The 24,008-nt window shown below is 44.8% G+C and carries 16 protein-coding genes; 11 read left to right on the top strand and 5 right to left on the bottom strand.

Annotated features, from left to right (window positions below; genetic code table 11):
- Nucleotides 1–13: 13 nt before the first annotated feature.
- The 3 genes from pstC to pstB all read left to right on the top strand — a co-directional run bounded on the left by pstC (nucleotide 14) and on the right by pstB (nucleotide 2,744).
- Nucleotides 14–946: a phosphate ABC transporter permease subunit PstC gene (gene pstC / locus QH73_RS00715; protein ID WP_039714841.1), complete on the top strand. Its 933-nt coding sequence runs from the start codon at nucleotides 14–16 to the stop codon at nucleotides 944–946.
- A complete protein-coding gene (gene pstA / locus QH73_RS00710) occupies nucleotides 943–1,878 on the top strand; it encodes a phosphate ABC transporter permease PstA (RefSeq protein ID WP_201277919.1) in 936 nt (311 codons plus the stop codon). Before pstC ends, pstA begins: the two co-directional genes overlap by 4 nt.
- Nucleotides 1,879–1,940: 62 nt before the next feature.
- The gene (pstB, locus tag QH73_RS00705) at nucleotides 1,941–2,744 is read left to right on the top strand and encodes a phosphate ABC transporter ATP-binding protein PstB (RefSeq protein ID WP_039717293.1); all 804 of its coding nucleotides are present in this window, start codon (nucleotides 1,941–1,943) and stop codon (nucleotides 2,742–2,744) included.
- 174 nt (nucleotides 2,745–2,918) lie between these two features.
- Here pstB and QH73_RS00700 read toward each other — a convergent pair whose 3' ends face one another.
- The gene (locus QH73_RS00700) at nucleotides 2,919–4,139 is read right to left on the bottom strand and encodes an MFS transporter (RefSeq protein WP_039714839.1); all 1,221 of its coding nucleotides are present in this window, start codon (nucleotides 4,137–4,139) and stop codon (nucleotides 2,919–2,921) included.
- 170 nt (nucleotides 4,140–4,309) lie between these two features.
- Between QH73_RS00700 and QH73_RS00695 the strand changes: the two genes are divergently transcribed.
- From QH73_RS00695 to tilS, 3 genes are all read left to right on the top strand, one after another.
- Entirely contained in the window at nucleotides 4,310–5,974 is a 1,665-nt protein-coding gene (locus QH73_RS00695; RefSeq protein WP_039714838.1) for a DUF3352 domain-containing protein, read from the top strand.
- A 187-nt stretch (nucleotides 5,975–6,161) separates the two neighbouring features.
- Nucleotides 6,162–7,244, top strand: coding sequence for a c-type cytochrome biogenesis protein CcsB (ccsB, locus tag QH73_RS00690; protein WP_039714837.1), 1,083 nt, complete (start codon nucleotides 6,162–6,164; stop codon nucleotides 7,242–7,244).
- 24 nt (nucleotides 7,245–7,268) lie between these two features.
- The gene (tilS, locus tag QH73_RS00685; protein WP_039717292.1) at nucleotides 7,269–8,441 is read left to right on the top strand and encodes a tRNA lysidine(34) synthetase TilS; all 1,173 of its coding nucleotides are present in this window, start codon (nucleotides 7,269–7,271) and stop codon (nucleotides 8,439–8,441) included.
- A gap of 108 nt (nucleotides 8,442–8,549) precedes the next feature.
- On the opposite strand, the gene hmpF is transcribed toward tilS, so the two are convergent.
- Nucleotides 8,550–10,133 (bottom strand): pilus motility taxis protein HmpF, encoded by a 1,584-nt coding sequence (hmpF, locus tag QH73_RS00680; RefSeq protein WP_039714836.1) that lies wholly within the window; start codon nucleotides 10,131–10,133, stop codon nucleotides 8,550–8,552.
- A 365-nt stretch (nucleotides 10,134–10,498) separates the two neighbouring features.
- Between hmpF and QH73_RS00675 the strand changes: the two genes are divergently transcribed.
- The 5 genes from QH73_RS00675 to QH73_RS00655 all read left to right on the top strand — a co-directional run bounded on the left by QH73_RS00675 (nucleotide 10,499) and on the right by QH73_RS00655 (nucleotide 21,895).
- Entirely contained in the window at nucleotides 10,499–11,710 is a 1,212-nt protein-coding gene (locus QH73_RS00675; RefSeq protein ID WP_039714835.1) for a response regulator, read from the top strand.
- Nucleotides 11,711–12,317: 607 nt separating this feature from the next.
- Nucleotides 12,318–12,692, top strand: a complete 375-nt coding sequence (locus tag QH73_RS00670; protein WP_039714834.1) for a response regulator transcription factor — start codon at nucleotides 12,318–12,320, stop codon at nucleotides 12,690–12,692.
- 5 nt (nucleotides 12,693–12,697) lie between these two features.
- Nucleotides 12,698–13,228 (top strand): chemotaxis protein CheW, encoded by a 531-nt coding sequence (locus tag QH73_RS00665; protein WP_039717291.1) that lies wholly within the window; start codon nucleotides 12,698–12,700, stop codon nucleotides 13,226–13,228.
- Between the two features lie 24 nt (nucleotides 13,229–13,252).
- A complete protein-coding gene (locus QH73_RS00660; RefSeq protein ID WP_039714833.1) occupies nucleotides 13,253–15,589 on the top strand; it encodes a methyl-accepting chemotaxis protein in 2,337 nt (778 codons plus the stop codon).
- Between the two features lie 360 nt (nucleotides 15,590–15,949).
- Nucleotides 15,950–21,895, top strand: coding sequence for a hybrid sensor histidine kinase/response regulator (locus tag QH73_RS00655; RefSeq protein ID WP_039714832.1), 5,946 nt, complete (start codon nucleotides 15,950–15,952; stop codon nucleotides 21,893–21,895).
- A gap of 150 nt (nucleotides 21,896–22,045) precedes the next feature.
- Here the strand turns inward: QH73_RS00655 and QH73_RS00650 are convergent, their stop codons facing one another.
- The 3 genes from QH73_RS00650 to QH73_RS00645 all read right to left on the bottom strand — a co-directional run bounded on the left by QH73_RS00650 (nucleotide 22,046) and on the right by QH73_RS00645 (nucleotide 23,938).
- The gene (locus QH73_RS00650) at nucleotides 22,046–23,431 is read right to left on the bottom strand and encodes an FAD-dependent oxidoreductase (protein ID WP_236146863.1); all 1,386 of its coding nucleotides are present in this window, start codon (nucleotides 23,429–23,431) and stop codon (nucleotides 22,046–22,048) included.
- A 192-nt stretch (nucleotides 23,432–23,623) separates the two neighbouring features.
- Nucleotides 23,624–23,755, bottom strand: a complete 132-nt coding sequence (locus QH73_RS28550) for a hypothetical protein (protein ID WP_286194027.1) — start codon at nucleotides 23,753–23,755, stop codon at nucleotides 23,624–23,626.
- Nucleotides 23,756–23,770: 15 nt separating this feature from the next.
- Entirely contained in the window at nucleotides 23,771–23,938 is a 168-nt protein-coding gene (locus QH73_RS00645) for a hypothetical protein (protein ID WP_165587592.1), read from the bottom strand.
- Between the last annotated feature and the right edge of the window lie 70 nt (nucleotides 23,939–24,008).

Genomic DNA, 24,008 nt, shown 5'->3' with positions numbered 1-24,008 from the left:
AGGTATTTCCTGTATGTCTGCCACGTCAACGCCTGACGGGTCGAGCCTATGGCGACCAAAGCGGGCAGCAAGTAAACGAGTAGAAGCATTAGTAAAAGGCATATTTGCCACGTTTGCTTTTGTCTCAGTTGCTACTACAATCGGCATTGTCTTAACGCTAATTTTTGAAACTGTATCGTTTTTCAGCGAAGTACCGATTTGGCGATTTTTAACCGATCGCGCTTGGACACCATTGTTTGCCAACAAGCAATTTGGCATCATGGTACTGATTAGCGCTACTTTACTAACTTCTGCGATCGCGATCGCCGTTGCCTTACCGATAGGCTTATTAGCTGCTATCTGCTTGAGCGAATATGCTCCTGCGAGAATGCGCCGCTGGCTCAAACCAGCACTGGAAATTTTGGCAGGGGTTCCCACTGTCGTCTTCGGTTACTTTGCCCTGCTGACAGTCACGCCATTTCTGCAAAAACTCATTCCTGGCTTACAAGGGTTCAACGCCTTGAGTGCTGGACTGGTACTTGGTGTGTCGATTATTCCCCTCGTGGCTTCTTTAAGTGAAGATGCGATCTATGCCGTGCCTCGAAGTTTACGCGATGGCGCTTATGCTTTGGGAGCCACCAAACGGGAAACCATTGTTTCTGTAGTCCTACCAGCTGCCCTTTCTGGAATTGTCGCTTCTTTCATCTTGGCAATTTCCCGAGCAATCGGGGAAACCATGATTGTCACCATCGCCGCCGGACAAAACCCCAGCCTTGGTATTAACCCCCTAGTACCAATCCAAACGATGACAGCCTACATCGTTCAAGTGAGTAAAGGCGATACCCCAGCAGGATCTCTAGCCTACAAAACTATTTTTGCTGTGGGTATGACTCTGTTTCTCATCACCCTGGCTTTGAATATCTTTAGTTACTGGTTCGTGCGCCGCTTTCGGGAGAAATACGAATGACTACACCTGCACCCCAACCTATGGACAAAAGCGGCTTTGGTGCGACGGGCAAATTCAATGTGTCGTTGTCCAAGCGTTATAAATTTGACAAAATCTTTTCTACAGCCGCTTGGATTGCCACTCTGTTTGGCTTAGTCATTCTTGCCGTTTTACTGGTAGATATCCTGATTGACGGACTCGGACGCATCAATTGGGCGTTTCTCACGAGTTTCTCCTCGCGCCGTGCTGCTGCTGCGGGAATATTAGCTCCCCTTGTCGGTAGTGTTTGGCTGTTAATCGTTACGGCTTTAGTTGCCTTTCCCTTGGGAGTAGGCGCGGGCATTTACCTGGAAGAATATGCCAAGGATAATTGGTTCACGCGGTTAATTGAGATCAATATTGCTAACCTAGCCGCAGTTCCATCCATTATTTACGGCTTATTGGGATTGCAAATTTTTGTCCGGTGGCTGCAACCGATTACCAACGGACGGAGCGTTCTTGCCGGTGCTTTAACTCTCAGTTTGTTGATCTTACCCATTATCATCATCACCACGAGAGAAGCACTACGGGCAGTCCCAGATAGTTTGCGCCAAGCAGGTTTTGCTTTGGGTGCAACGAGATGGCAAGTGATCCGCGAACATATTTTTCCGATCGCCTTACCAGGTATCCTAACCGGAACAATTCTGGCACTATCTCGCGCTATTGGCGAAACAGCACCCCTGATCGTCATTGGAGCCGTGAGCTATATTGCCTTTCTACCAGAATTATCTCCACGCGGCTTGCAAAGTTCTTTTACTGCACTACCAATTCAAATTTTTGACTGGGTTTCTCGCCCTCAAACGCAATTTCACACTAATGCTGCTGCTGGCATCATCATATTGATGGTCGTGCTGTTAATTATGAATGCTTCAGCAATTTATTTACGCAATAGATTCCAGCAAAACCGCCCCTAAGTCGCAAGCTAAAATTGTTTTAGATGCTGCGATCGCAATATCAACTGTCACGATCTATCTATATGCTATTCAATACCACAACCACGGCAACCGATACAGTGTTACGAACTGATAATCTATCTGTTTTTTACGGTAATTTTAAAGCAGTACGAGATGTCAATCTCAATATCTATAAAAACAAAATTACTGCTTTTATCGGACCTTCTGGGTGTGGTAAAAGTACCGTATTGAGATGTTTTAATCGGTTAAACGATCTAATTCCAGGGGCGCACATTGAAGGTAGAATAACATTTCAAGAAGCAGATATTTACGATCGCCGCGTTGACCCAGTAGAACTGCGTCGTCGCATTGGTATGGTATTTCAAAGACCGAACCCCTTCCCCAAATCGATTTATGAAAACATTGCCTTTGGAGCTAGAATTAACGGCTATCAAGGTGATATGGATGAATTAGTCGAGCGAGCGATCCGTCAAGCTGCGTTGTGGGACGAAGTCAAAGATAAGCTTAAACAAAGCGGTCTTTCTCTCTCTGGCGGACAGCAGCAAAGGTTGTGTATTGCCCGTGCATTGGCGATTGAACCAGAAGTTATCTTAATGGACGAACCCTGTTCTGCTCTCGACCCGATTTCGACATTACGGGTAGAAGAATTGCTGATGGAACTGAAAGAGAAATACACGATTATTATCGTTACCCACAACATGCAACAAGCATCGCGGGTATCAGACATGACTGCCTTTTACAACGCTCAAGCCACAGAAAAAGGTGGCAAGATGGGTTATTTGGTAGAATACAATCCCACTGAAGTCATTTTCCAATCTCCCGAACAACAAGCTACGCAAGAATACGTTAGCGGTAGATTTGGTTAAAGAGGTAAGTCTTGCCTCTAGGTATTCCGACTAAAAACTGTAAAACTACTGCTTCAGTTATGGCAGTAGTTTGTTTGTGAATAGAATCAGTTAACTTCCCGAATCGTTTGTAATTTATTGCTAGTAGTTACAAATAACCATGCCTGAAATAGCTATCTGTATAAAGTGTAATGTTCAAACAGCGCCACTACTTTGACTTGATGGCAAAAACTGAAATGCAGCGATTCCAATTACGCCCGAACAAGCAGCTAGAGCAAATGGGGCTGGCGCTCCAAAACTATCCCAAAGCCAACCAGCAATTAGGCTGCCAAGTAATATTGTCAGTCCAGAAATCAGGTGAAATGCACCAAAGGCAGTTCCTCGAAGGTCAGAAGGTACGACATCTGTAATTAATGCTGTCAACACACCTTGCGTGATGCCAAGATGCAATCCCCACAGGGCTGCACCAACAAATACCATTTGTGGAGCAACAGCAAGCATGAAAACAATGTGAGACACAACAAGAACGCCAAAACCCGCAGCAATTAGCCCTCGACGACCAATTCTGTCAGACAATCGACCAAAAGGCAAAGAAACAGAAGCAGCGACAAGATTCATTGCTGCTAACAGCAACGGCACGGATGCAACAGATAAACCTAAATTCTCCCCTCGTAAAAGCATGAAGGACTCGCTAAAGCGCATCAACAGCAACATAACGATGACAAGCATGAGCGACCAAAAACTTATTCCCAGACGTTTGAGTTCTGCAAACCCTAGAGGAAATTTACGTCGTTGCCCAGCATGGCTGATATTTGGTTCTTTTACACCCAAGGCTAGAACCAATACAGAGATCGCCGCTGGAATACAAGATATCCAGAAAACTACGTGAAAGCTTCCAGAAATTGAATTTAGTACAGTAGCAGCAATCAGGGGTCCAATTATTGCTCCAATAGTATCTAGTCCTTGACGCAAACCATAGGCTGTACCGCGTATTTGTGGCAGTACGCAATCTGCAACAAGGGCATCGCGTGGCGCAACACGAATGCCTTTGCCCGATTTATCTAACAACTTTGCCATCAAAACTCCGATGACACTGTTGGCAAGTGGATACATGGGTCTGGCGATCGCGCTAAGTCCATAACCTGACACAGCTAACCACTTACGATGACCGATGTAATCGCTAATTGCCCCAGAAAAAATCTTGCCAATAGATGCTATGGCTTCACCTAACCCATCAATCAAACCTACAGTGACGAGATTAACTCCCAAACTTGATACGAGAAACACTGGCAAGACACTTTGAACGATCTCCGTGCTGACATCTGCAAATAAGCTAGTGAAACCTAACATCCATATAGTTGATGGGACTTGCCGCAAATGACTAGCGTTACTTTTAGATGGCGAACTTTTACGCATGAAGAAATCTTAACTTGTAGATTCGTTATTTTCTGGTGATTTTGGCGATCGCCTAGAGGCAGTATAAGCACAGAAAAAATAAACTAGAATAGTGCTTCTCTAGGCTATTTTGAGGGCAAAATCGTTACAGATCTTCGCTCGCCGAGACATCCTCTGTCTTCATTAATCCCATGCCTAAAAAACGTAAACCTTCCCTTCTATTAACTTTGGGAGCTACTGGCTTATTAATTGGTGGGGGAGCAACTGCTTACTGGGTATTCCTCCAAAGCCAAGGGCAATTAGAAAACCTGCCTGTGGGTTCTAATATTATCCCCCAAGATGCTTTGGTGGCTCTATCTATTTCTACAAATACCCAGCAGTGGCAGCAACTCCAACAGTTCGGTACGCCCCAAATTCAAGCCCAGCTCAAGACAAATTTAGCCCAGTTGGGCGATCGCCTCCTCACAGCAAACGGTTACAACTACCAGCGCGATATCCAGCCTTGGGTTGGTAAAGAAGTTAGTATTGCCTTTCTGCCACCGTCCATACCAGCGACATCAAACTCATCTTTGCCACCGAATAGCGATCGCCAGCAGTCTCTGGTGATGGTGTTGCCCATTGCCGATCGAATTGCAGCAAAGCGGATTTTAGAGCAACCCAAACCGTCCGCACAAGGCAAAACTCGCCAGCGAAACTATAAAGGCGTTGAGATTAGAGAGACTCAAGCAGCCAAAGCGCAATATTATTCAGCCGCCGTCCTAGATGGGCGTTATTTAATCGTCACAGATCGTCCGCAAGCGACGGATAGAGCGATCGATACTTATAAAGGTACGGCTGCTTCCCTAAAGCAAACAGCAGGTTACACCAATGCTTTTGAGCAGATTGCTACCAAGCAGCGTTTTGCTCAACTGTACGTCAACGTACCCGTAGCTGCGAGAATTGCTGCTGCAAATCCCAGCCGCTCGTTTTCACCCCAAGGATTAGCTCAGTTGCAAAATAACCAAGGTGTAGCTGCTACTATTAATCTGGAATCAGAAGGAATTCGCCTCAAAAGTATTTCCTGGCGCAAGCCCGACAGCCAACAAGTATTCGCTGTAGAAAACAATGCGGGCAAAATGCAAAGCCGCCTACCGGCAGAAACATTAATGATGCTCTCAAGCGGCAATTTACAGCGGCTATGGCAAGAATACGCCCGAGAAGTACAATCTAATCCCCAAGCACCTATCCGTCCCCAAGAACTGCGTAAAGGTGTAACCTCAGTTACAGGACTGGACTTAGACCAAGATTTGCTCAGTTGGATGGATGGTGAGTTTGCCGTATCTATGGTTCCTGCGGCTCCCAAAGCAGGTGCGCCAGATAATTTTGCCCTTTCTTTAGTATTTTTAGTCCAAACCAAAAATCGCAATAAAGCCGAACAAGCTTTATTTCAACTCGAACGGGTGATGCGGAGTAAATATCAATTTCAAGTACAAGAAACCAAAATCAAAGATCGTACTGTGACAAATTGGATTGCACCTTACGGCACAGTGGCGACGCGCGGTTGGCTGGATGGAGATGTTGCTTTCTTCGCTCTCGGCGCACCTGTAGCAGAACGGCTGATTCCTCAGCCTCAAAGCAATTTAGCGAGTGCCGCACAATTTCAACAGACAGTTCCTTCAGCGCTGAACGCAACTAACGGTCAGTTTTTTCTTGATGTGGAACCAACAGTCAAAGCCTTGCCCCTGCCGCAGCTGTTTTCCGGTCAACAAATATTCTTCGACGCGACCCGTTCCATCGGTGTTACCTCCGCCATCAGTAGCGATCGCAGTATCCGTTACGATGTTTTTGTTGCCCTGAAGAAGATCGGGAGTCGGTAGGGGCGGGTTTTCACCAAAATTTACAGCCCTTGCTGTCAATCTATTTGTTAAACCCGCCCGTAGGGAAGTCGGGAGGCGGAATTAACTGGTCGCTGGTGACTGATAACTGGTAACTGATAACTGTTCCCCAGTAGGATCGAAATAAGACTCTCGATGCTTGACAAAAAAATATAGGAGAACACTGATTATGAATTTGGTTTTACTTCAGAATTGGCTGGACAATGCCTCGTTTGCCGTCCTATTTCTGACAATGTTAGTCTATTGGGTTGGAGCGGCTTTTCCAGGGCTGCGCTTTCTCCCAACTGTGGGTACGGCGGGAATGGCGATCGCTAATTTATGTATTGCGACTCTGTTAGGAGCAAGATGGCTGGAAGCTGGGTATTTTCCGATTAGCAATCTTTATGAATCTCTATTTTTCCTTGCTTGGGGAGTAACTGCGGTTCATCTGATCGCGGAAAGTAGCAGCCGTAGCCGATTGGTAGGAGTTTTCACCGCTCCTGTTGCTATGGGTATCGCTGCTTTTGCAGCTTTGACTTTACCATCAGATATGCAAACCTCTGCCCCCCTCGTCCCTGCCCTCAAGTCTAATTGGTTAATGATGCATGTTAGCGTCATGATGCTGAGTTATGCTGCTTTACTTGTAGGTTCTCTGCTAGCGATCGCCTTTTTGATCGTTTCTGGTGGCAAAGAAATTGAATTGCATGGTAGTTCTGTTGGTACTGGAGGTTATCGACAAAACGGCTATCGTCTCCAACGCAATACCGATCTAACTCAACTTTCTCCAGCAGTTGCTGCCGATGCTTCTAATCCTTTAATGCTAGAAACTAATGGAAACGGTAAAACTGCTGTTCTCAATGTTATGACATCCTCTACTCCCGACTCTTCTGTACGGGCACACAGCAGTGCGCCCCTATCGGCTGCCGACTCCCTCACACTCTCTCCCCAACGCCTCAGTCTTGCCGAAACCTTAGACAACATTAGCTATCGCACCATTGGACTCGGCTTTCCTTTACTAACAATCGGTATTATTGCGGGTGCAGTTTGGGCTAACGAGGCTTGGGGTTCTTACTGGAGTTGGGACCCGAAAGAGACATGGGCGTTGATTGCTTGGTTAGTATTTGCTGCCTATCTTCACGCCCGTATTACCCGTGGTTGGCAAGGTCGTCGCCCAGCCATTCTAGCTGCAACTGGTTTCGTCATCGTTTGGGTTTGCTATCTGGGTGTGAATCTTTTAGGTAAAGGTTTGCATTCTTACGGTTGGTTTTTTTAAGTGACAGACAAAAAACCAACTAAGATGAGTCACGCTAACTGGACTCCGCTTCACGCCCGCCTACATCGTACCCTGCGATCGCGTCATCTCTTGGAGAAGCGTCAGCGATTGCTCGTCGCTGTATCTGGCGGACAAGATTCTTTATGCCTCGTCCAATTACTCTTAGATTTACAACCCAAGTGGGAATGGCACATAGGAATTGCTCACTGCGATCATCGTTGGCGTTCTGACTCTCAGGCTAACGCTGACTTTGTGGCGCGATTAGCTCAACATTGGGCAGTTCCTTTTTATTGCCATACAGCCGAGCAGCCTCTACTCAATGAAGCAGCCGCACGACAATGGCGCTATCAAACTCTAGCCGCGATCGCTCAAACGCATAATTACCCCTCTATCACTACGGGACACACAGCCAGCGATCGCGCCGAAACCTTACTATACAATTTAATTCGCGGTAGTGGTGCAGATGGCTTGCAAGCTTTAACTTGGCAACGCCCTCTGCATGTAGGGACGCAAAGCTACGTACCCCTACTAGTACGTCCCCTCTTAGAAGTTACGCGAACTGAAACCGCTCGATTTTGCCAAGAGCGGCAACTTCAGGTATGGGAAGATACAACTAACTTAGACCTCAAATATGCCCGTAACCGCATCCGACAAGAATTGTTGCCCTACATCCAAACCCACTTCAACTCTCAAGTAGAGCTAACCCTAGCTCAAACTGCGGAGCTTTTACAAGCAGAAGTCGAATATCTCGAACGAGCAGCCGATGAGTTGCGACAGCTTGCTGTCGATTGGGAAGACAAAGGGAAAAGGGGACAGGGGGACAAGGAAGCAAGGGAGCAGAGGGGCAGAGGAGCAGAGGGGCAGAGGAACAATCCGAAATCCAAAATCCAAAATCTAATATTCTCCGACTCCCGAACGCCAGTTTGCTCAACGGGGGACACCCCCGCACGCAACTGGCTCCTCCCGACTCCCAACTCCCTCATAAAAATCAACCGCCGCATTCTACAAACAGCCCACATTGCTCTACAACGGCGCGTGATGCGGCAGATTTTGCAGCAAACTTTATGTTGCTCTCCTAACTTCGAGCAGATTGAAAAGCTTATGGCTTTGATTGCAGCTCCAAACGGAACGCAAACAGATCCTTTTCCTGGCGGTGCGATCGCCACAGTAGACAAAGATTGGATTTGGTTAAAATAAATTAAACATAGTGCAGCATGGCAGAAATCAGCCACCAGTAAGCCGCAATACAAAATGCTTATAGCGTTAAGTTTTTGACTTTTGACTTCTGATTTTTGACTTTTTTTATCAGTTTCTCGTAATTTTGGCGCGAATTTGAGCGATCGCTGCTTGTGGTGGTTCGCTAGCTTCTACGCTCAGTATGCCCGCCACTCCTTGTAATTTCTGTCGCAGTCCATCCAAACTATCTTGTACTGGTCGGAGGATTTCTTTATAAAGATTTATTCTACCGCTACAATCGGCAGCCAGCGATCGCAAAGATAGCAACTCTTGCTGCCAAGTCTGTAATTGCTGCCACTGTCTTTCCTGTTCTTGCACCTGCCGATCGAGCATTCCCTGCTCTAAGTCAAATCCAGAGCGCATCTGCTCGATTTCCTTTTCTAGCTGTTGCAGTATTAGGGATTGCTGTTGTTTTTGCGACTGAATTTGACTTAATAGTGGATCTAAATCTAATTTATAATCTCCTTCTCGATTGCCAACTGGAATTCCCTGCCGTCTCCACAATATAGTTTGGTGTTGTCGTAAAGTTTCTTTGCGATCTTGTAAATTTTGGCGTTGACCCATCAAGGTTTGCAGCAGAAATTCATAACTGTCTTGTTCGTCTTTTAGTTCTGCTTCTATATTCGCCCGTTCCCCGTCGCTAGCAGCTCGGCTCAAGCGCCCCTTAATTTCATCAATTGCCTGTTGATTAGCTCTGAGTTCCTCTTCTTGCTCGTGGACAAACTGACAAGCATTCTCCCAATCTCGCCGCAAATCTTGTACCACTTGCTGCAGTTGATCTAAAGGCATTTGTTCTAACGCAGCAGAATCAACTTGCTGGCTGAAGAGAAAATCATCGACAGGTTGGATCAAACGATTCAGTTGCTGATGTAAATCTTCTTGATGGCGTTGATGTGCGTTGAGGGTTTGAGCGTATTCTTGCTTGGCTTGCAACACCACCGCTTGCGCTTGTAGTTTGACTTTTCGCTGTTCTAGAGATTTTTGTGTTTCCGACCACTGCTGTTGACCTTGCTGTAATCTCTGAGTTTGGCTATCAACTTCTAACTGCTGCTGGTCGATCGCTTGCTTTTGCTGTTCTAGTTTCTGCCAATGCGGACTCAAGGTCGCTTGCTGGGTCTCTACCAATTCTAGAGCCAAGGTTAGTTCTTGCCTGACTGCTGTAGTCGGTGGTAAGCCTTGAGATAAGCGTTCGAGCAATTCTTCAACTTGGCTAACAGTTGTTTCGTCCAATCCTACCGACTGGCTGCTCTGTAATCGCCTATATTCCTCCTCGATGTGTTCCAACTCTTCCAAACGTATTTCCATTTCTTCGTGGCGGCGGGACATCTCATCCCTTTGAAAGGTGAGAGATTCCTTCCACTGCTCGATTTCTTCTTCCTGAAGCTTCGCCTTTTCAATTTGGCGGGAGAAACCACTTAAGATGCTAACTAAAGGTCGCCCTGCCTCTTGAATGCGTTGTACTTGTCGATTGGCATTTAAGTCAGCTAATATCAGCGCTCCAGCATTGAGATTGTTTGCTTCCTCAGCTGCAACAATCTCTTCTCCCTGTACAGAAGACCAACTCTGGTCAGCTCTTTGAAATGCCAGCAGCTTGATTTCTGTCTTCAGACCCATAAAAGCTTTTTGCTTTTGTACTTCTGCTAAATACAGCACACCAGTCGTCCTCTTGATTTACCAATGCCTCAGCTGCGAACCGATCTTGCTTGTCATGTTTGACTCACTTGGTTAAATCTCCTTTGTGGTCAAAACCCCATTTTGGTTAAAGCTAATATCAGCAGGCGCAGAAATATCCGACTCTATTTTGGACTGAGTACAGTCAATGTCACTTCCGAGTTATTGCTTAACTTCTTCACTTCTTTTTTGTTAAATTTTGTTACAAAATTGGCAACTAGCGATTAGTCGTCATTTGTCATCTGCCATTGGTCAGAGTCAATGTTAGCCAACTGATGACTGATGACTATAAAAGGGAAGACTTAACGAAGGGGTATACGCGATTACATAGGAGCTTCATCAGCTAAATGCAGGGTAACTTAAGTGAAATTGATATTCGCAGTATTTTACAACTCATTGAATTAGGACAGCGAACGGGGGAATTGTTTGTTGAAGCCTACAGTCCTTCTAGTAACGTGAATCACGCAGATCCAAACTTTGCCTTGTGTCACAGGAGTTCGTACCCGCGATCGCAGTGTTGGTTTATCTTTTTTCTCAACGGTCAAATCGTCTATGCCACAGATGGCGATCGCAGTTTATCTCGTCTACGCGATTATCTACGACACTATCGAATCGAGATCGACCTAGAGCAAATTACAACTTCTATGTTCGCAGCTCATAACGCTCTAGAGTATGCTTATCTTTGGACATTGCTAGAAGATCGCGTTCTCACCCCTGCTCAAGCTCGTAGCATCATCCACAGCATTGTGCATGAAACCCTGTTCGATCTGTTGAGCTTGCATCAAGGTTTGTTTATTTTCGAGCCAGGAGTTACCCGATCGCCGCACTTGACAACTTTAGCTAGTGCTGCTTTAGCAACCAAGATCGTGCAGCAGGTGCAAGCATGGAAACAGTTATATCCTTATATTCAATCTCCCGATCGCTCTTTGACGATCGCCGATCTTCAAGGATTGCGTCAAGGCTTGCCAGCAGTAACCGCCAATCGACTAGAGACTTGGATAGATGGTAAAACCTCTTTGCGGCAACTAGCACGCTATCTCAATCGAGATATTTTCACCGTAGGCAGAGCGGTTTATCCTTGCGTGAAACACGGTTGGATACAAATTCACACACCAAAAATCACTGGGATAACAACCGATAATCCTCATTTGTCTTCTGGTATCAAAACGCTAACAATCACATGCATCGACGATGCGATCGCTATTTGCAAAACTGTAGAAACTATCCTACAGCAGCAAGGATTTACAGTCTTGAGCTGTAGCGATCCGCTTCAGGCATTTAGTCTGCTGTTTCATCAGCCACCAGATTTAATTCTGTGCGATATTGTCATGCCCGTACTAGATGGCTACGAGCTATGTGCCATGCTGCGCCGCTCCAGCGTCTTCCGGCAAACACCTATTGTCATGCTAACAGGTAAAGACGGATTCATCGATCGCGTCAAAGCCAGAACAGTAGGGGCAACCGACTATCTCACTAAACCTTTCACCAATAGCGAGTTATTAATGCTAGTAGAAAAACACCTGCATAAGAAGGGTGTGAGGACAAGTCACAACTCATAACTCACTAGTCATAAGGCAAAATTAACTACCTATCAATTGCTCGTCCGGTCATTGGTCATTAGTCATTGGTTAACGGTTGACGGTTGACTGATAACTGATAACTGTTCGCCTCTGTAGATCCACCGATTGTGGTAAGTTTTTAACTTAAATAGGATTAAGTTCTCAGTGGATTTGCGCTTGGATAAACGATTGAGGTAGAGCTAAGTTGATGCTGTAGTTTAGTAATCTAAGATTCTCTTAAAATACTAACTATCCAAATAATTTGTATTGCATCTGAGAGAATGTCTTTTATTGCGTGTATTGACAGCATAAAAACTGTGAAGTCTCGCCTAAGTATCTTATTCGATCGAAGCTCATGCAAGAGCTTTATCTAAAAATCAGCACTCTTTGAGTTTGCCTACAATTATTTGAGCCATTAACTTATATTTTGCAAGTTCATGCAGGACAAAATTGAAATTGATTTTACACATATTTATACTAAATTTTCGGCATTCTTACAGCTCGATTGTAAATAAATTAGCTTGCTTAATTGATGCATAATTTTTAGTTAACCACGGTGGTCGTGCCCACAGGCGGGACGTTGAAGCCAGGAGGCAAAGAAACAGTTATGAGTACAGTGCTAGTCGTGGAAGATAGTCCTACTCAAAGGGAGATTATTATCGATCTTCTTCAGGGGAGTGGATTGACGGTGATGATAGCCACTGATGGTATGGAGGCTTTAGAGCATTTGCAAGAAGCGTCTTGTCCCGATTTGGTGGTGCTAGATATTGTCATGCCCAGAATGAATGGTTACGAGGTTTGTCGCAAGCTGAAAACCGATCCAAAAACCCAAAATGTTCCAGTGGTGATGTGTTCTTCCAAAGGCGAGGAATTCGATCGCTACTGGGGAATGAAACAGGGCGCAGACGCTTACATTGTCAAACCATTTCAACCAAAAGAATTACTAGCAACAGTTAAACAATTACTGCGAGGGCAAGGGTGAGTGGCATGGTAGATCTGGACTTGTCAATGGGTGCTGACCAAGTTCAAGTTGCGTCAGAATTTCAGCAATTAGAGATTCGGGAAGGAGAACTACACCTACGCTTTTTTGTCACACCCACTCAAGAGCTGGCATTGCCAGCAATTATTGTTCGGGAGGTCATCTCAGCTCCTCTCGATCGCATTACACCAATTCCCAATACATCCAGCTTACTCTTGGGCACGATCAACTTACGCGGACGAGTGATCTGGGTAGCTGACCTCAGCCAAATTTTGGGAGAATCAACAGCCTTAAACACAGAGCGACCAGAAATTCCGGTAATTGCCGTAGAAGAGCAAGAAATACTCTTAGGATTGGCAGTCGATCGCATTGTCGGGATGGAATGGCTGAGTGCGGAAAAAGTCCAGCAGCCTACTCAAGTTGCAACCAGTATGGCTCCCTTTGTCCGTGGTGAGTGGATTTTAGATGAAGATACCCATCAGCGTCTTCGACTGCTAGATCACAAGGCAATTATATCGAGCGAACTTTGGGCAGCATGAAATCAAGGCAAGCAGAGGCAGCAAATGACATCAAGTACTAATCACGAGCAGCAATATCAACAAGCTCAAACAGCATACATTCAAGGCAACTATGAGGAAGCGGCTACTTTTGTCGATCGATTGATCGAAGACTTTCCTACCGATCCTAATAGTCGCCTCCTACGAGGTCACATTTACTGCGTTCTTCGGCAGTATGAAATTGCTAGAGAACAATATCAAACTGTATTACAACTGACACAAGATCCAGAACTGATTGATTGTGCGAAAAACGGCTTGGAGTCAGTTAAACAGTACGAAAGTTCGGAGCAGTATAGTAATGGCAGAATGCCAGCATCAGAAATTGAAAATACTTTCTTGTTAGGAGCTGACGCTGCTGAACCACCGGACTACTACGCTACAGAGCAGTCGTCCTATTCAGATTCTCCGAAGTCTTTTTCGCATCAATTTGACAGTCCGTTTGCTCAATCGCATCTCGACAGCACAAATGTTACCAGCAGTAGCAATTCTTCTATGCCTTTTGGCAATCCTTTTGTGTGGAATCAGCCAGAAAGTAATTCATCAGAAGATAGCAATTTAGAGTTGAGTCTACCAGATTTGAGCCAGCACGAGCTTTCTCATCCCCAAAATTCAGACTTGTCTCACTTTCAATTCGATCGCGAGTTTCCCGATCGCTACGATCTTGACACCGAAAACAACAATATTAGTAGCTCTGAACGCAATTCAATCGAAGAGTTTGAACTTCCAGAGTCGGCTTCTGAACTGCTAGATTCTGGATTGTTGTCTTCTCCTCTATCAGGCAGTACCTCCTCCTTACCGGCTGCGGATAGTCACGGCGAATTAAACGACCGCGCTAGCAACAAAGCAGAACCAGCTCATTTGGCATCGTCTATTCCCAATTTGCAAGCGGATGATACAGGCGATCGCCAATTATCTGCCAACAGTGGCGGTTTGGTAGGACAGTTCGAGCAAGCTCCTCTAGCGAAAAAGCAATGGCTGACCGCTAGCACTGTCGGTATTACCTCTGCTTTGGTTGTCGCTGCCGTTGGTTTTGGTGGGTCGATGTTACTGAAGGAGGAAAACCGAGGTGCAGTACAAACCACAGGTCTAGCAATGGCTCTCGTTGCTGGAGCTACAAGTTTTGCTAGTTCGCGCTTCATGGGACGACTGACGCTCAAACAAATTCAACAAACCACAATGGATCTGCGCGGACAATTTAATACCGTGCGGACGGGCAATCTCGATGCTAGAGCTACAGTTTACTCTCAAGATGAGTTTGGACTGTTAGCTTCTGAGTTTAACGATATGCTACAAGGCATTGCTCAAATTACTACAGAAACGCAGCGCAAAGCACAAGAACAAGAACAGGCTAAAGAAGAATTACAACGGCAGGTTATTCGACTACTAGACGATGTAGAAGGTGCGGCAAGGGGAGACTTAACCGTACAGGCTGAAGTCACTGCTGACGTTTTAGGAGCGGTTGCCGACTCGTTTAACTTAACAATTCAAAATCTGCGAGAGATCGTCGGACAAGTAAAACTAGCAGCTCGACAGGTCAGTCAAGGATCTGCCGACAACGAAACATTTGCTCGGGCGCTGTCCCAAGACGCTTTGCGTCAAGCTGAAGAGCTAGCAGTTACGCTTAATTCCGTACAAGTGCTAACAGACGCAATTCAACGGGTAGCAGAATCGGCGAGAGAGGCTGAATCTGTAGCGCGTTCTGCTTCCGACACCGCTCAAAAAGGCGGTGAGGCAGTAGAAAGAACGGTAGCAGGTATTTTAGAGATTCGGCAGACGGTGGCGGAAACCACTCGCAAGGTAAAGCGGCTGGCAGAATCCTCGCAAGAAATTTCTAAGATTGTGGCACTGATCTCTCAAATTGCTTCGCGGACGAATATGTTGGCACTTAATGCCAGTATTGAAGCAGCAAGAGCTGGAGAAGCAGGTCGAGGCTTCGCCATTGTTGCGGATGAGGTACGTCAGCTAGCAGATAGAGTTGCCAAGGCATTGAAAGAAATCGAACAGATCGTAAGGCAAATTCAAAGCGAGACGGGTTCGGTAATGACAGCGATGGAAGAGGGAACTCAACAGGTTATTCAAGGAACGAGGCTAGCCGAACAAGCCAAGCGATCGCTGGAAGACATCGTGCAAGTCTCCAATCGTATTGATGCTTTGGTTGGTTCGATCACTGCTGACACCGTACAACAAACAGAAACCTCTCGCGCCGTGGCAGCTGTGGTACAGTCAGTAGAGTTAACAGCACAAGAAACCTCTCGGGAAGCTCAGCGAGTTTCTGGCTCTCTGCAAAACCTCGTGCAGGTAGCTGGAGAACTACAGACTTCAGTAGAACGCTTCCGAGTGTAGCTATGGTGTTTTGAATGGTAGCAAAGGGCGATTCCATTTTGAATTTGGAATTTTGGAATGTAATAACCTAAATTAATTAAAGGAATTCCAAAATCAAAAACTTTCAGTTAAATAGTACGAATAATGTTCTTAACTGAGTGTTTGGAATTCTATGTTCGCCCAATTCTACTGAGTTTTGAGTTTAACACGAGTAGGGATGAAATTGTCTATTGCTATTTTTTCACTTATTGTCAAGTATTGATTTATGGCTACAACCTCAACTCAATACTATCCTTCGATCTCAAAACTCAAAATAATTTCTTAACTCAAAACTAATTCTCTTACCTGAAAACTTAGAACTCAAAACTCAAAATAATTATTATGCTGCCGGAACAACAACAGCGGATTTTGGGCTATTTTCTCGAAGAAGCCAACGACCACCTAAATACGATTGAGCAAGGCTTGTTAAATCTGCAAAGTACGCTTGCAGATTCGGAGATGGTAAATGAAATCTTTCGAGCTGCTCACTCAATTAAAGGGGGAGCAGCAATGCTGGGGCTGAATAGCATCCAGCGTACAGCTCACCGCTTGGAAGATTTTTTCAAAATTTTGAAAGAGTGTCCGTCGATTCAGATCGAGCAAACTCTAGAATCATTATTTTTGCAAGTTTTCGATAATTTAAAGGCACTTTTGGAGCAACTTCAAAATGGCTCTAACTTAAGCGATGGTGAAGCCAGTCGGTTAATGGCAGAAGTCGAACCAGTGTTTGCTGCTCTGGAACATCAACTATCTGTACTTGTGGGACAAGCTGGTGGTAGTATGCATCCAGATGAATTACCCATGCCTGCGGTTACTGCGGATGCGCAAGCAGCGATCGCATCCGCTTTTGAGTACAGCGTCCCAGAAACACTCAGAGAGTTGTTACAACTATTTAAGCAGCCGGAGACATCTCAAACGCGCCAAGAACTTCAGGCGTGCTGTACCCGACTCGCTGAGATGGGAGTGGAATATGACTTATCTGGCTGGTTGACGTTGTGCGAAACAGCAGCAGGAGCGATCGCCAATGCCGACAACTCTTATCGTACTCTTGCTCCAGTCATTATTCGCGAACTCAAACAAGCACAGGAACTCATTCTCGCTCACCGTGCAGATGAAATTATCATCTGCGAACAATTGCAATCGTTGTCGATTAATACTTTCTTACTGGATTGGGAAGAAAACAATAGCAATAGTTTTGAGTTAAACGAGAATCAGTTTACTGAAAATTCTCTCGTTTTAGGAGCGGATATCTTCACACCTCCTGCGATTGTTGATAATGAAGTCAAAATAGCATTCTCTACAGAAGAACAACTGGACAACTTGTCAGATGATGACGCTCTTAGCAGCTTATTTACTCCCAAGTCGGACAGCAATAATCAACTTTGGCAAGAAACAACCGATCTGCTAGATGTCATCAACGATCGCTCTGATGATATCTCGCTTCAAGATATTGAATCGCCATCTTCAATTTCTTCTGAAGAGACTTTAGCGCTCAATAATTTATTTACTGAAGCCCAAGATATTTCTCTAAATTCAATTGACGAAGAACCTGCTTTTTTGAATTTGTTTAGCGCTCCAACAGCAGGTTTAGATGACGTTACATCTCTGGAAGCAACGCATCCCACAGATAATTCAGAAAATGTCAATATAAATCAGTTGTGGACAGAGGAAACTCAGAGCTTACCGCAGCTCGAAACATTAGGCTCCGAAGCTGTTGTCGATAGTTCGGTAGAAGCGATCGCCGATACAGAAATACAGCTTGAACTAAGCAATGAATTGGCTATGTCAGATGACTTGATTGCTTTTGTGCCACAAGTAGAATCTGAGTTGACTGAATCAGAGTTTGATTTAGCCGCGATCGCATATCCAGCAAGTGTAACACCAATATTTACAATCAATGCTGATAATGATGTTACAGAATCATTGACCGAATGGAACCATGAGATTGAAGCAGTAGAATTAAATTGCGATTTAGTTCCTGAAATAGATAATAATTTATGCTTAGAAACTGACAACATTGCTCCTAAGATTAATGAAGGATGGGATGATAGTAATGTAGGGCAGTTAGAACTTGGCTTTTCTTCAATGGAGTCGAGCAGCGAGCTTAGTTTTGGGACTGAATCTAGCTTAGAACTATTGACATCAATAGCCGACGATCGCAATCCAGACTTCATGGCAGGATGGGATACTGGCAACCAAGCCCTAGAGATGGGTTTCGACTCTACAGAAATGGAATTAGGTGAGAGTCTTGCTTTGACAACCGATTCTAGTTTGGAGCTAGATGAAAGTTGTGGTTTAGCAGCTGATTCTAGCCCTAGCCTGGAATTAGGTGAAAGTTGTGGTTTAGCAGCTGATTCTAGCCCTAGCCTGGAATTAGGCACGAACCTTGATTTGACAACTGATTCCAGCCATAGCTGGGAATTAGGTGATGGTTTCGGTTTAGCAGCCGATTCTAGTCTGGAACTAGGCGAGAGCCTTGATTTGACAACCGATTTTAGTCATAGCTTGGAGCTAGGTGAGAGCTTTGGTTTAGACGCTGATTCTAGTCTAGAACTAGGCGAGAATCGCGATTTAGAAGCTGATTCCAGTTCGGAGCTAGGGAACGAGCTTGATTTGACAATCGATTCTAGTTTGGAACTAGGTGATGGTTTCGGTTTAGAAGCCAATTCTAATCTAGAATTATGTAACGAGCTTGGTTTGGAAACAGAAGCTAATTCCCAGTGGGACGACAGTAGTGGCATCCCTAAATCGGAATGGGATAGTGATGAATTAGGCTTTGATAGTACTGCTGATTTATTGACTTCTCCCACTTCAGAAGAGATAGCACTAACAAACATTGATTCTTCTTTTATGCAGGCAGAATCAACAGATGAAGTGCCTATAGAAGATACAGCATCGATCGCACAATGGGATGCTGGTAACGAAACTCTAGAAATAGGCTTTGACTCTGCCACAATCGAGTTAGATGACACTCTCAACTCAGAATTAGAGTCCGATCGCGATCTACTCACCAACGAATCACTAACAACAGCAGACGATTTCAGTAGTGCCGAGCTGATGACAGGGTGGGATACTAGCAGTGAAGCCCTAGAAATCGGGGTTGATTCCACTACGATCGAGTTGAGCGACAGTACCAGTTTTGACGCATCTAACTTAGAGCTATTCACACAATCAGCATCAGTACCTGTTGATGAGGAAAGTACCACTCCTGTTACGACATGGGATGTCGGGGAAGATGATGAAAATATCACTCCTAGTACGACATGGAATGTTGGGGAAGCAGAACTAGGTTTAGATTTTGATAGCAATCAAACTGAGAACGAAGAACTTCCCAGCTTTGAACTCGAACCGAGTTTGGAGTTAGGCGATAACTTTAACTTAGTAGCCGAAAACTTAGTAGTCGAAACTTCTACAGAAGATACAGAATCGCTCGCGCAATCGGATACTGGCAGCGAAACCTTAGAGATGGGCTTTGACTCTGCCACGGTAGAAGAAACGGTAGAAGAATTAGATAATTCTTTCAATATAGAATTAGAGCCTAGCAGCGATTTACTCACCGACACATCGCTGACAGCGACAGACGATTTCAGCAGTACCGAACTGATGGTGGACTGGGACACTGGCAGCGACATAGATGATGAGAGTTCTATTACAAGCGCCGCCTGGGATGTTGGGGAAACAGAATTAAGTTTGGCTAGCGATCTCACTCAAACTGAGAACGAAGATATTCTCAGCTTTGAACTCGAACCGAGTTTGGAGTTGGGCGATAACTTCGATTTCATGGCTGAAATGGCTGAAAGTGATGCCGAGCTATTTTCTACTTCCACTGCGGATATCATCGATGAGAACATTACAGAGCTAATGTCCGTGGTGGAATCTATCTGCCAAGATACAACTGAAAATGATGTCTTGCTAGGAGAAGCCCAAGCAGATTTTCTGGCTGACTCGCAGTTGGCAACAGATGATGATTTTCCCGAACTAAATGCTTTATTGCATGAGGAAGAATCAGTCACAAATGCGATCGCCACGGCAGAAGCTTTATTAGATTTAAGCTCATCTCCAATCGTACCTGCGATCGAGTCACCTACTACCACGCCTCCCAGCAGTGATGATGACTTTGGCGATTTAGACTTACTCTTGCAGGAAACTCCTAAAGTTGCAGCAGCTACTACCACAGCTCCCAGCAGTGATGACTTTGGCGATTTGGAACAGTTATTACACAAGAGTCCGGCGAAAACTACCAACGTAGTTGCACCTCAACCAGCGCCAGCAGCAACGCAACCAGCAGCTGCGTCCCCTAGCCCTCGCCGTCCCGCCTTCGAGCAGATGATGCGCGTGCCAGTAAAGCAACTAGACAGTATTGGTAATATGGTTGGGGAGCTAGTCGTATACCGGAATAGCTTAGAGCAAGATCAAGAAAGGCTGCGGCAGTTCCTCGACAACTTGCTGCACCAAGTCCAGCAGTTGGGTGATGTGGGTACGAGGATGCAGGAACTATACGAGCGATCGCTCTTAGAAGCATCCCTGCTCAATAGTCGTCAGGCAGGAAAACTAATTTCAGTTCCAGATGGCAATTCTGCCTCAGTAGAGGAACGGCACGCTACTGGAGTCAACTTTGACGCACTAGAAATGGATCGCTTTACAGGCTTCCATACCTTAGCACAGGAAATGATCGAGTTGATCGTCAGGGTACGCGAGGCTTCTTCGGATATTGAATTTGTCACGGGTGAAACCGAGCAAGTAGCGCGCAACTTCCGCCAAGTGACAACCCACTTGCAAGAAGGGATCACGCGATCGCGAATGGTTCCCTTCAGTCAAATTGCCGAACGGTTGCCTAGAGCCGTGCGTGACATTGCTCTCAAATACGGCAAGCAAGCAGAACTACAAGTAGAAGGCAACGAGACTTTGATTGACAAGGGGCTTTTAGAGCAACTCTACGACCCCATGACCCACTTAGTCAACAATGCGATTACTCACGGAATTGAAACCCCAGATGAGCGAACTGCTAAAGGCAAAGCTGCGGCTGGCAAAATTACAATTCGCGCTTTTCACCAAGGCAATCAGACTGTAATTACCGTTAGCGATAATGGAGCTGGGATCGATCCAGAAAAAGTGAAGGCAAAAGCGATCGCAAATGGGCTAATTACCTCAGCAGAAGCAGACAGCATGGATCGTTTGGATGTTTTTAACCTGATCTTTCAACCAGGTTTTAGCACCAAAGAGCAAGTAGATCAATTTGCCGGACGAGGTATTGGGATGGATGTGGTGCTGACTAGCCTCAAACAAATGCGGGGTACAATTCACACTGATTCCACTCTGGGCAAGGGAACAACCTTCACGATTCGTCTGCCTCTAACACTGAGTATTTGTAAAGCACTTTGTTGCGTGAGCGATAAGGCTCGCATTGCATTCCCGATGGACGGCGTGGAACAGATGATAGACATTCCCCTGAATGATATCGTCACCAACGCAGAGGGACAGACTTGCATTCCTTGGCGCGATTCCTTGTTACCATTCCGACCCTTAAAAGAATTGCTTGGTTTCACTCGCCAATTAGGTAGAGGTAGCATTTATGGCAGCAGCCGCGACGATAACGCTATTTCAATTGTGATTCTCCGTTCTGCCGATACATTCTTTGCGCTCCAAGTTGACCAAGTGTTAGGCGAACAAGAAATTGTCATTAAACAATTTGAAGCGCCTGCACCCAAGCCCGTGGGAATTGCTGGTGCTACAATTTTGGGGGATGGTCGGATCGTGCCGATCGCAGATGTATTGGAGTTAATCGATCTATCTGTAGGACGGATTCAGAAAGATGGTAGAGGTACTGTTTGGTCGCCCAGACATATTCCTGCACCACCAATACCAGCAGCGCCAGTTAAAACAGAACCATTAGTACTAATTATTGATGATTCGATTACCGTCCGCGAGCTGTTGTCGATGACATTTACCAATGCTGGCTATCGTGTGGAACAAGCGCGTGACGGTCAGGAAGCTTGGGACAAGCTCCGCGATGGTTTACCTTGCGACTTAGTTTTCTGCGACATTGAAATGCCAAGAATGGATGGCTTAGAGTTGCTATCGCGGATGCAAAAAGAGGAGAGATTGAGTCAACTACCAATAGCCATGTTGACATCGCGGGGTTCCGACCGTCACCGCCAAATGGCACTCCAGTTAGGAGCTAGCGGCTACTTCACTAAACCATATTTAGAAGAAGCATTGCTTGATGGCGCTCAGAGAATGCTTAAAGGTGAGGTATTAATTGCTGTTAGTAATGCTAGTAGTATGTAGGCAATTGAGTTAGTTTCAGTTTGCTAGAAGAGATGTGCCGTAGCACATCTCTTGATTTATGTGTAGTAAGAAGTAGAGATAACGAATTTATATTCTCTCCCTCAGCCCCCTCAGCTCTCTTGCCTCCCTACTCCCTACTCCCTATTATCCTTACTCATCTCCTAAATCTTTCCAGAATTGTTGCTTATTAAATGTATATTGCGAGCCTAAAAAAGCGACAATTTTATCAGTATCGTATTCGGCATTTTGCAAGCAAGTAGAAGCACCAGGAGAAGGAGTTATATTAAACAAAATATTTTCTCCAACAATTTTCGCTTCTCCCATTTCAAGACGCTTAGTTTTTGTATTAACAATTTGGGGTCTGATTCCTCCATAACCTTCAGCAAATTGTAATTCGCTCAGTTGTAAAGAAGGAACAATCTTACGTGCTTCTTTTAGAAATAGTCTTTTACCGACTAACGGTAGATCGTAAATTAAATTCCTCAAAATATATTTAAAAATGGTTGGATCTGATAGTATATTTAAGAAACTAATAATAGCATTAATACTGAATCCTGCTGTTTTAAGATAGTCTAAAACAGTAGCATATTTGCGATTCTCTAATAGTAAAGTGACTTTGGCGGTGGGACCAAACCTAGTCAGGCTTTGGTCGTGAACTTCCGGATCTCCATGAATAGCAGCAAAGGGAATTTTTTTCATTTGTACGGTGTAGACTTTGCCATTTAAAACACCTGGTGAGAAATAAAAACTTCCAGCTACGTTCAAAAGGGCATAATCTTTTCCATAACCTAGAGTTTTGGCAAATAAAAGACTATATGCTCCAGTGGCAAAAGCCACGGTTTTCGCCGAAAATGTTCCTCGATCGGTTTGTATATAGTATAAATCTTGCGCTTTTTTGAGAAACTTAACTTTTGTTGACATTAGAATGTCAATTGTTTTTTTAGTTTCAATTGAGTTTTCCAAAAACGAGCGAGATAGTGCCTGAAAATCTATTGTGTAGCCTGATTCAGAATATAAAGCTATAATTTCTTCGTCAGGCTTTCTATCTTTAATAACATTAGGTTCAATTGCCTCTATGTCTGGTTTTTGAATTAATTTTAATTGCGGAAATAACGATTGAAATTCTCTGTATCTATCTCGCAGTTCTTGAACTTGCTCTACTCCAATAGCTAAGACTAATTTATGGTACTTGCTATAGCTTTTTTGGCTGGTGTCGTTCCTTAAAAGATAGTTTTTGACTAAAGTTGCAGCTCGATTCACTTTTTGAGCTTTTTCTAGAGTATAGTTAGTTTCTATATCGCCAAAATGAAGCGTTTGGCTGTTCATTGTTTTATGAGAATTGCATAAGCCAACTTCTGATTCTTTTTCTATTAAGAGAATCCGCTCTACATTAGTATACTTACTTAAGCTATACAGCAAAGCAGTTCCAGAAATACCAGCTCCAATGACAGCCACTTCATAAGGAAGATTTTCAGATTGCACTGTCGGTTTGTCTCGATCCAATAACATTTCTAAGCCGTTGCGATCGCTCGTCATAATAGTTATTCTTTCATGTTAATTCATAGATATATATTCGACACTCTACCAAAATGCTGCTATTGGTCATTGGTCATTTGTCGAATGGCTTGATACTAGAAGCACTCTAAGAGCGCGAGCCGATCGCCCAAATGAGAATACTATAGTCATGCGCGGTATTTGGGAAGGATTCTGGCTCGGTTCGCCCTTGGCTCAAAGAAGAATGACTACCCGGATTTCTTGTTTGTTACCACCAATTTGAGCATACCAATCGGGTAATAAGTCTGCTAAGGTAGCAGCTAGCTCTACTCCAGAACAACCAGCACCCAAGACAGCAAACGTCAATAGAGTGCGGCGTTGTTATATATCTTCTGTTTGACTTGCTCTTTGGAGATAATCGCGTAGATGTCTTCCTAACGCGATCGCATCTTCTCTAGTGCGGAACGAAAAAGAATGCTCGCTTGCTCCTTCTACGCCAAAATAACCCGTAGTGCTACCTAAACCTAAAACTAGATAATCAATCGTCATATCTAGCTCACACCAAATCCGATTTCATTTCCCACTCAAAAACTCATAGAGTAAGGGTTTAAACATGAAA

This window comes from Scytonema millei VB511283 (assembly GCF_000817735.3).
GTDB classification, from domain to species: domain Bacteria; phylum Cyanobacteriota; class Cyanobacteriia; order Cyanobacteriales; family Chroococcidiopsidaceae; genus Chroococcidiopsis; species Chroococcidiopsis millei_B.
Note: the sequence above shows the minus strand (reverse complement) of the source record. Positions and strands in the feature narration are given on the sequence as shown.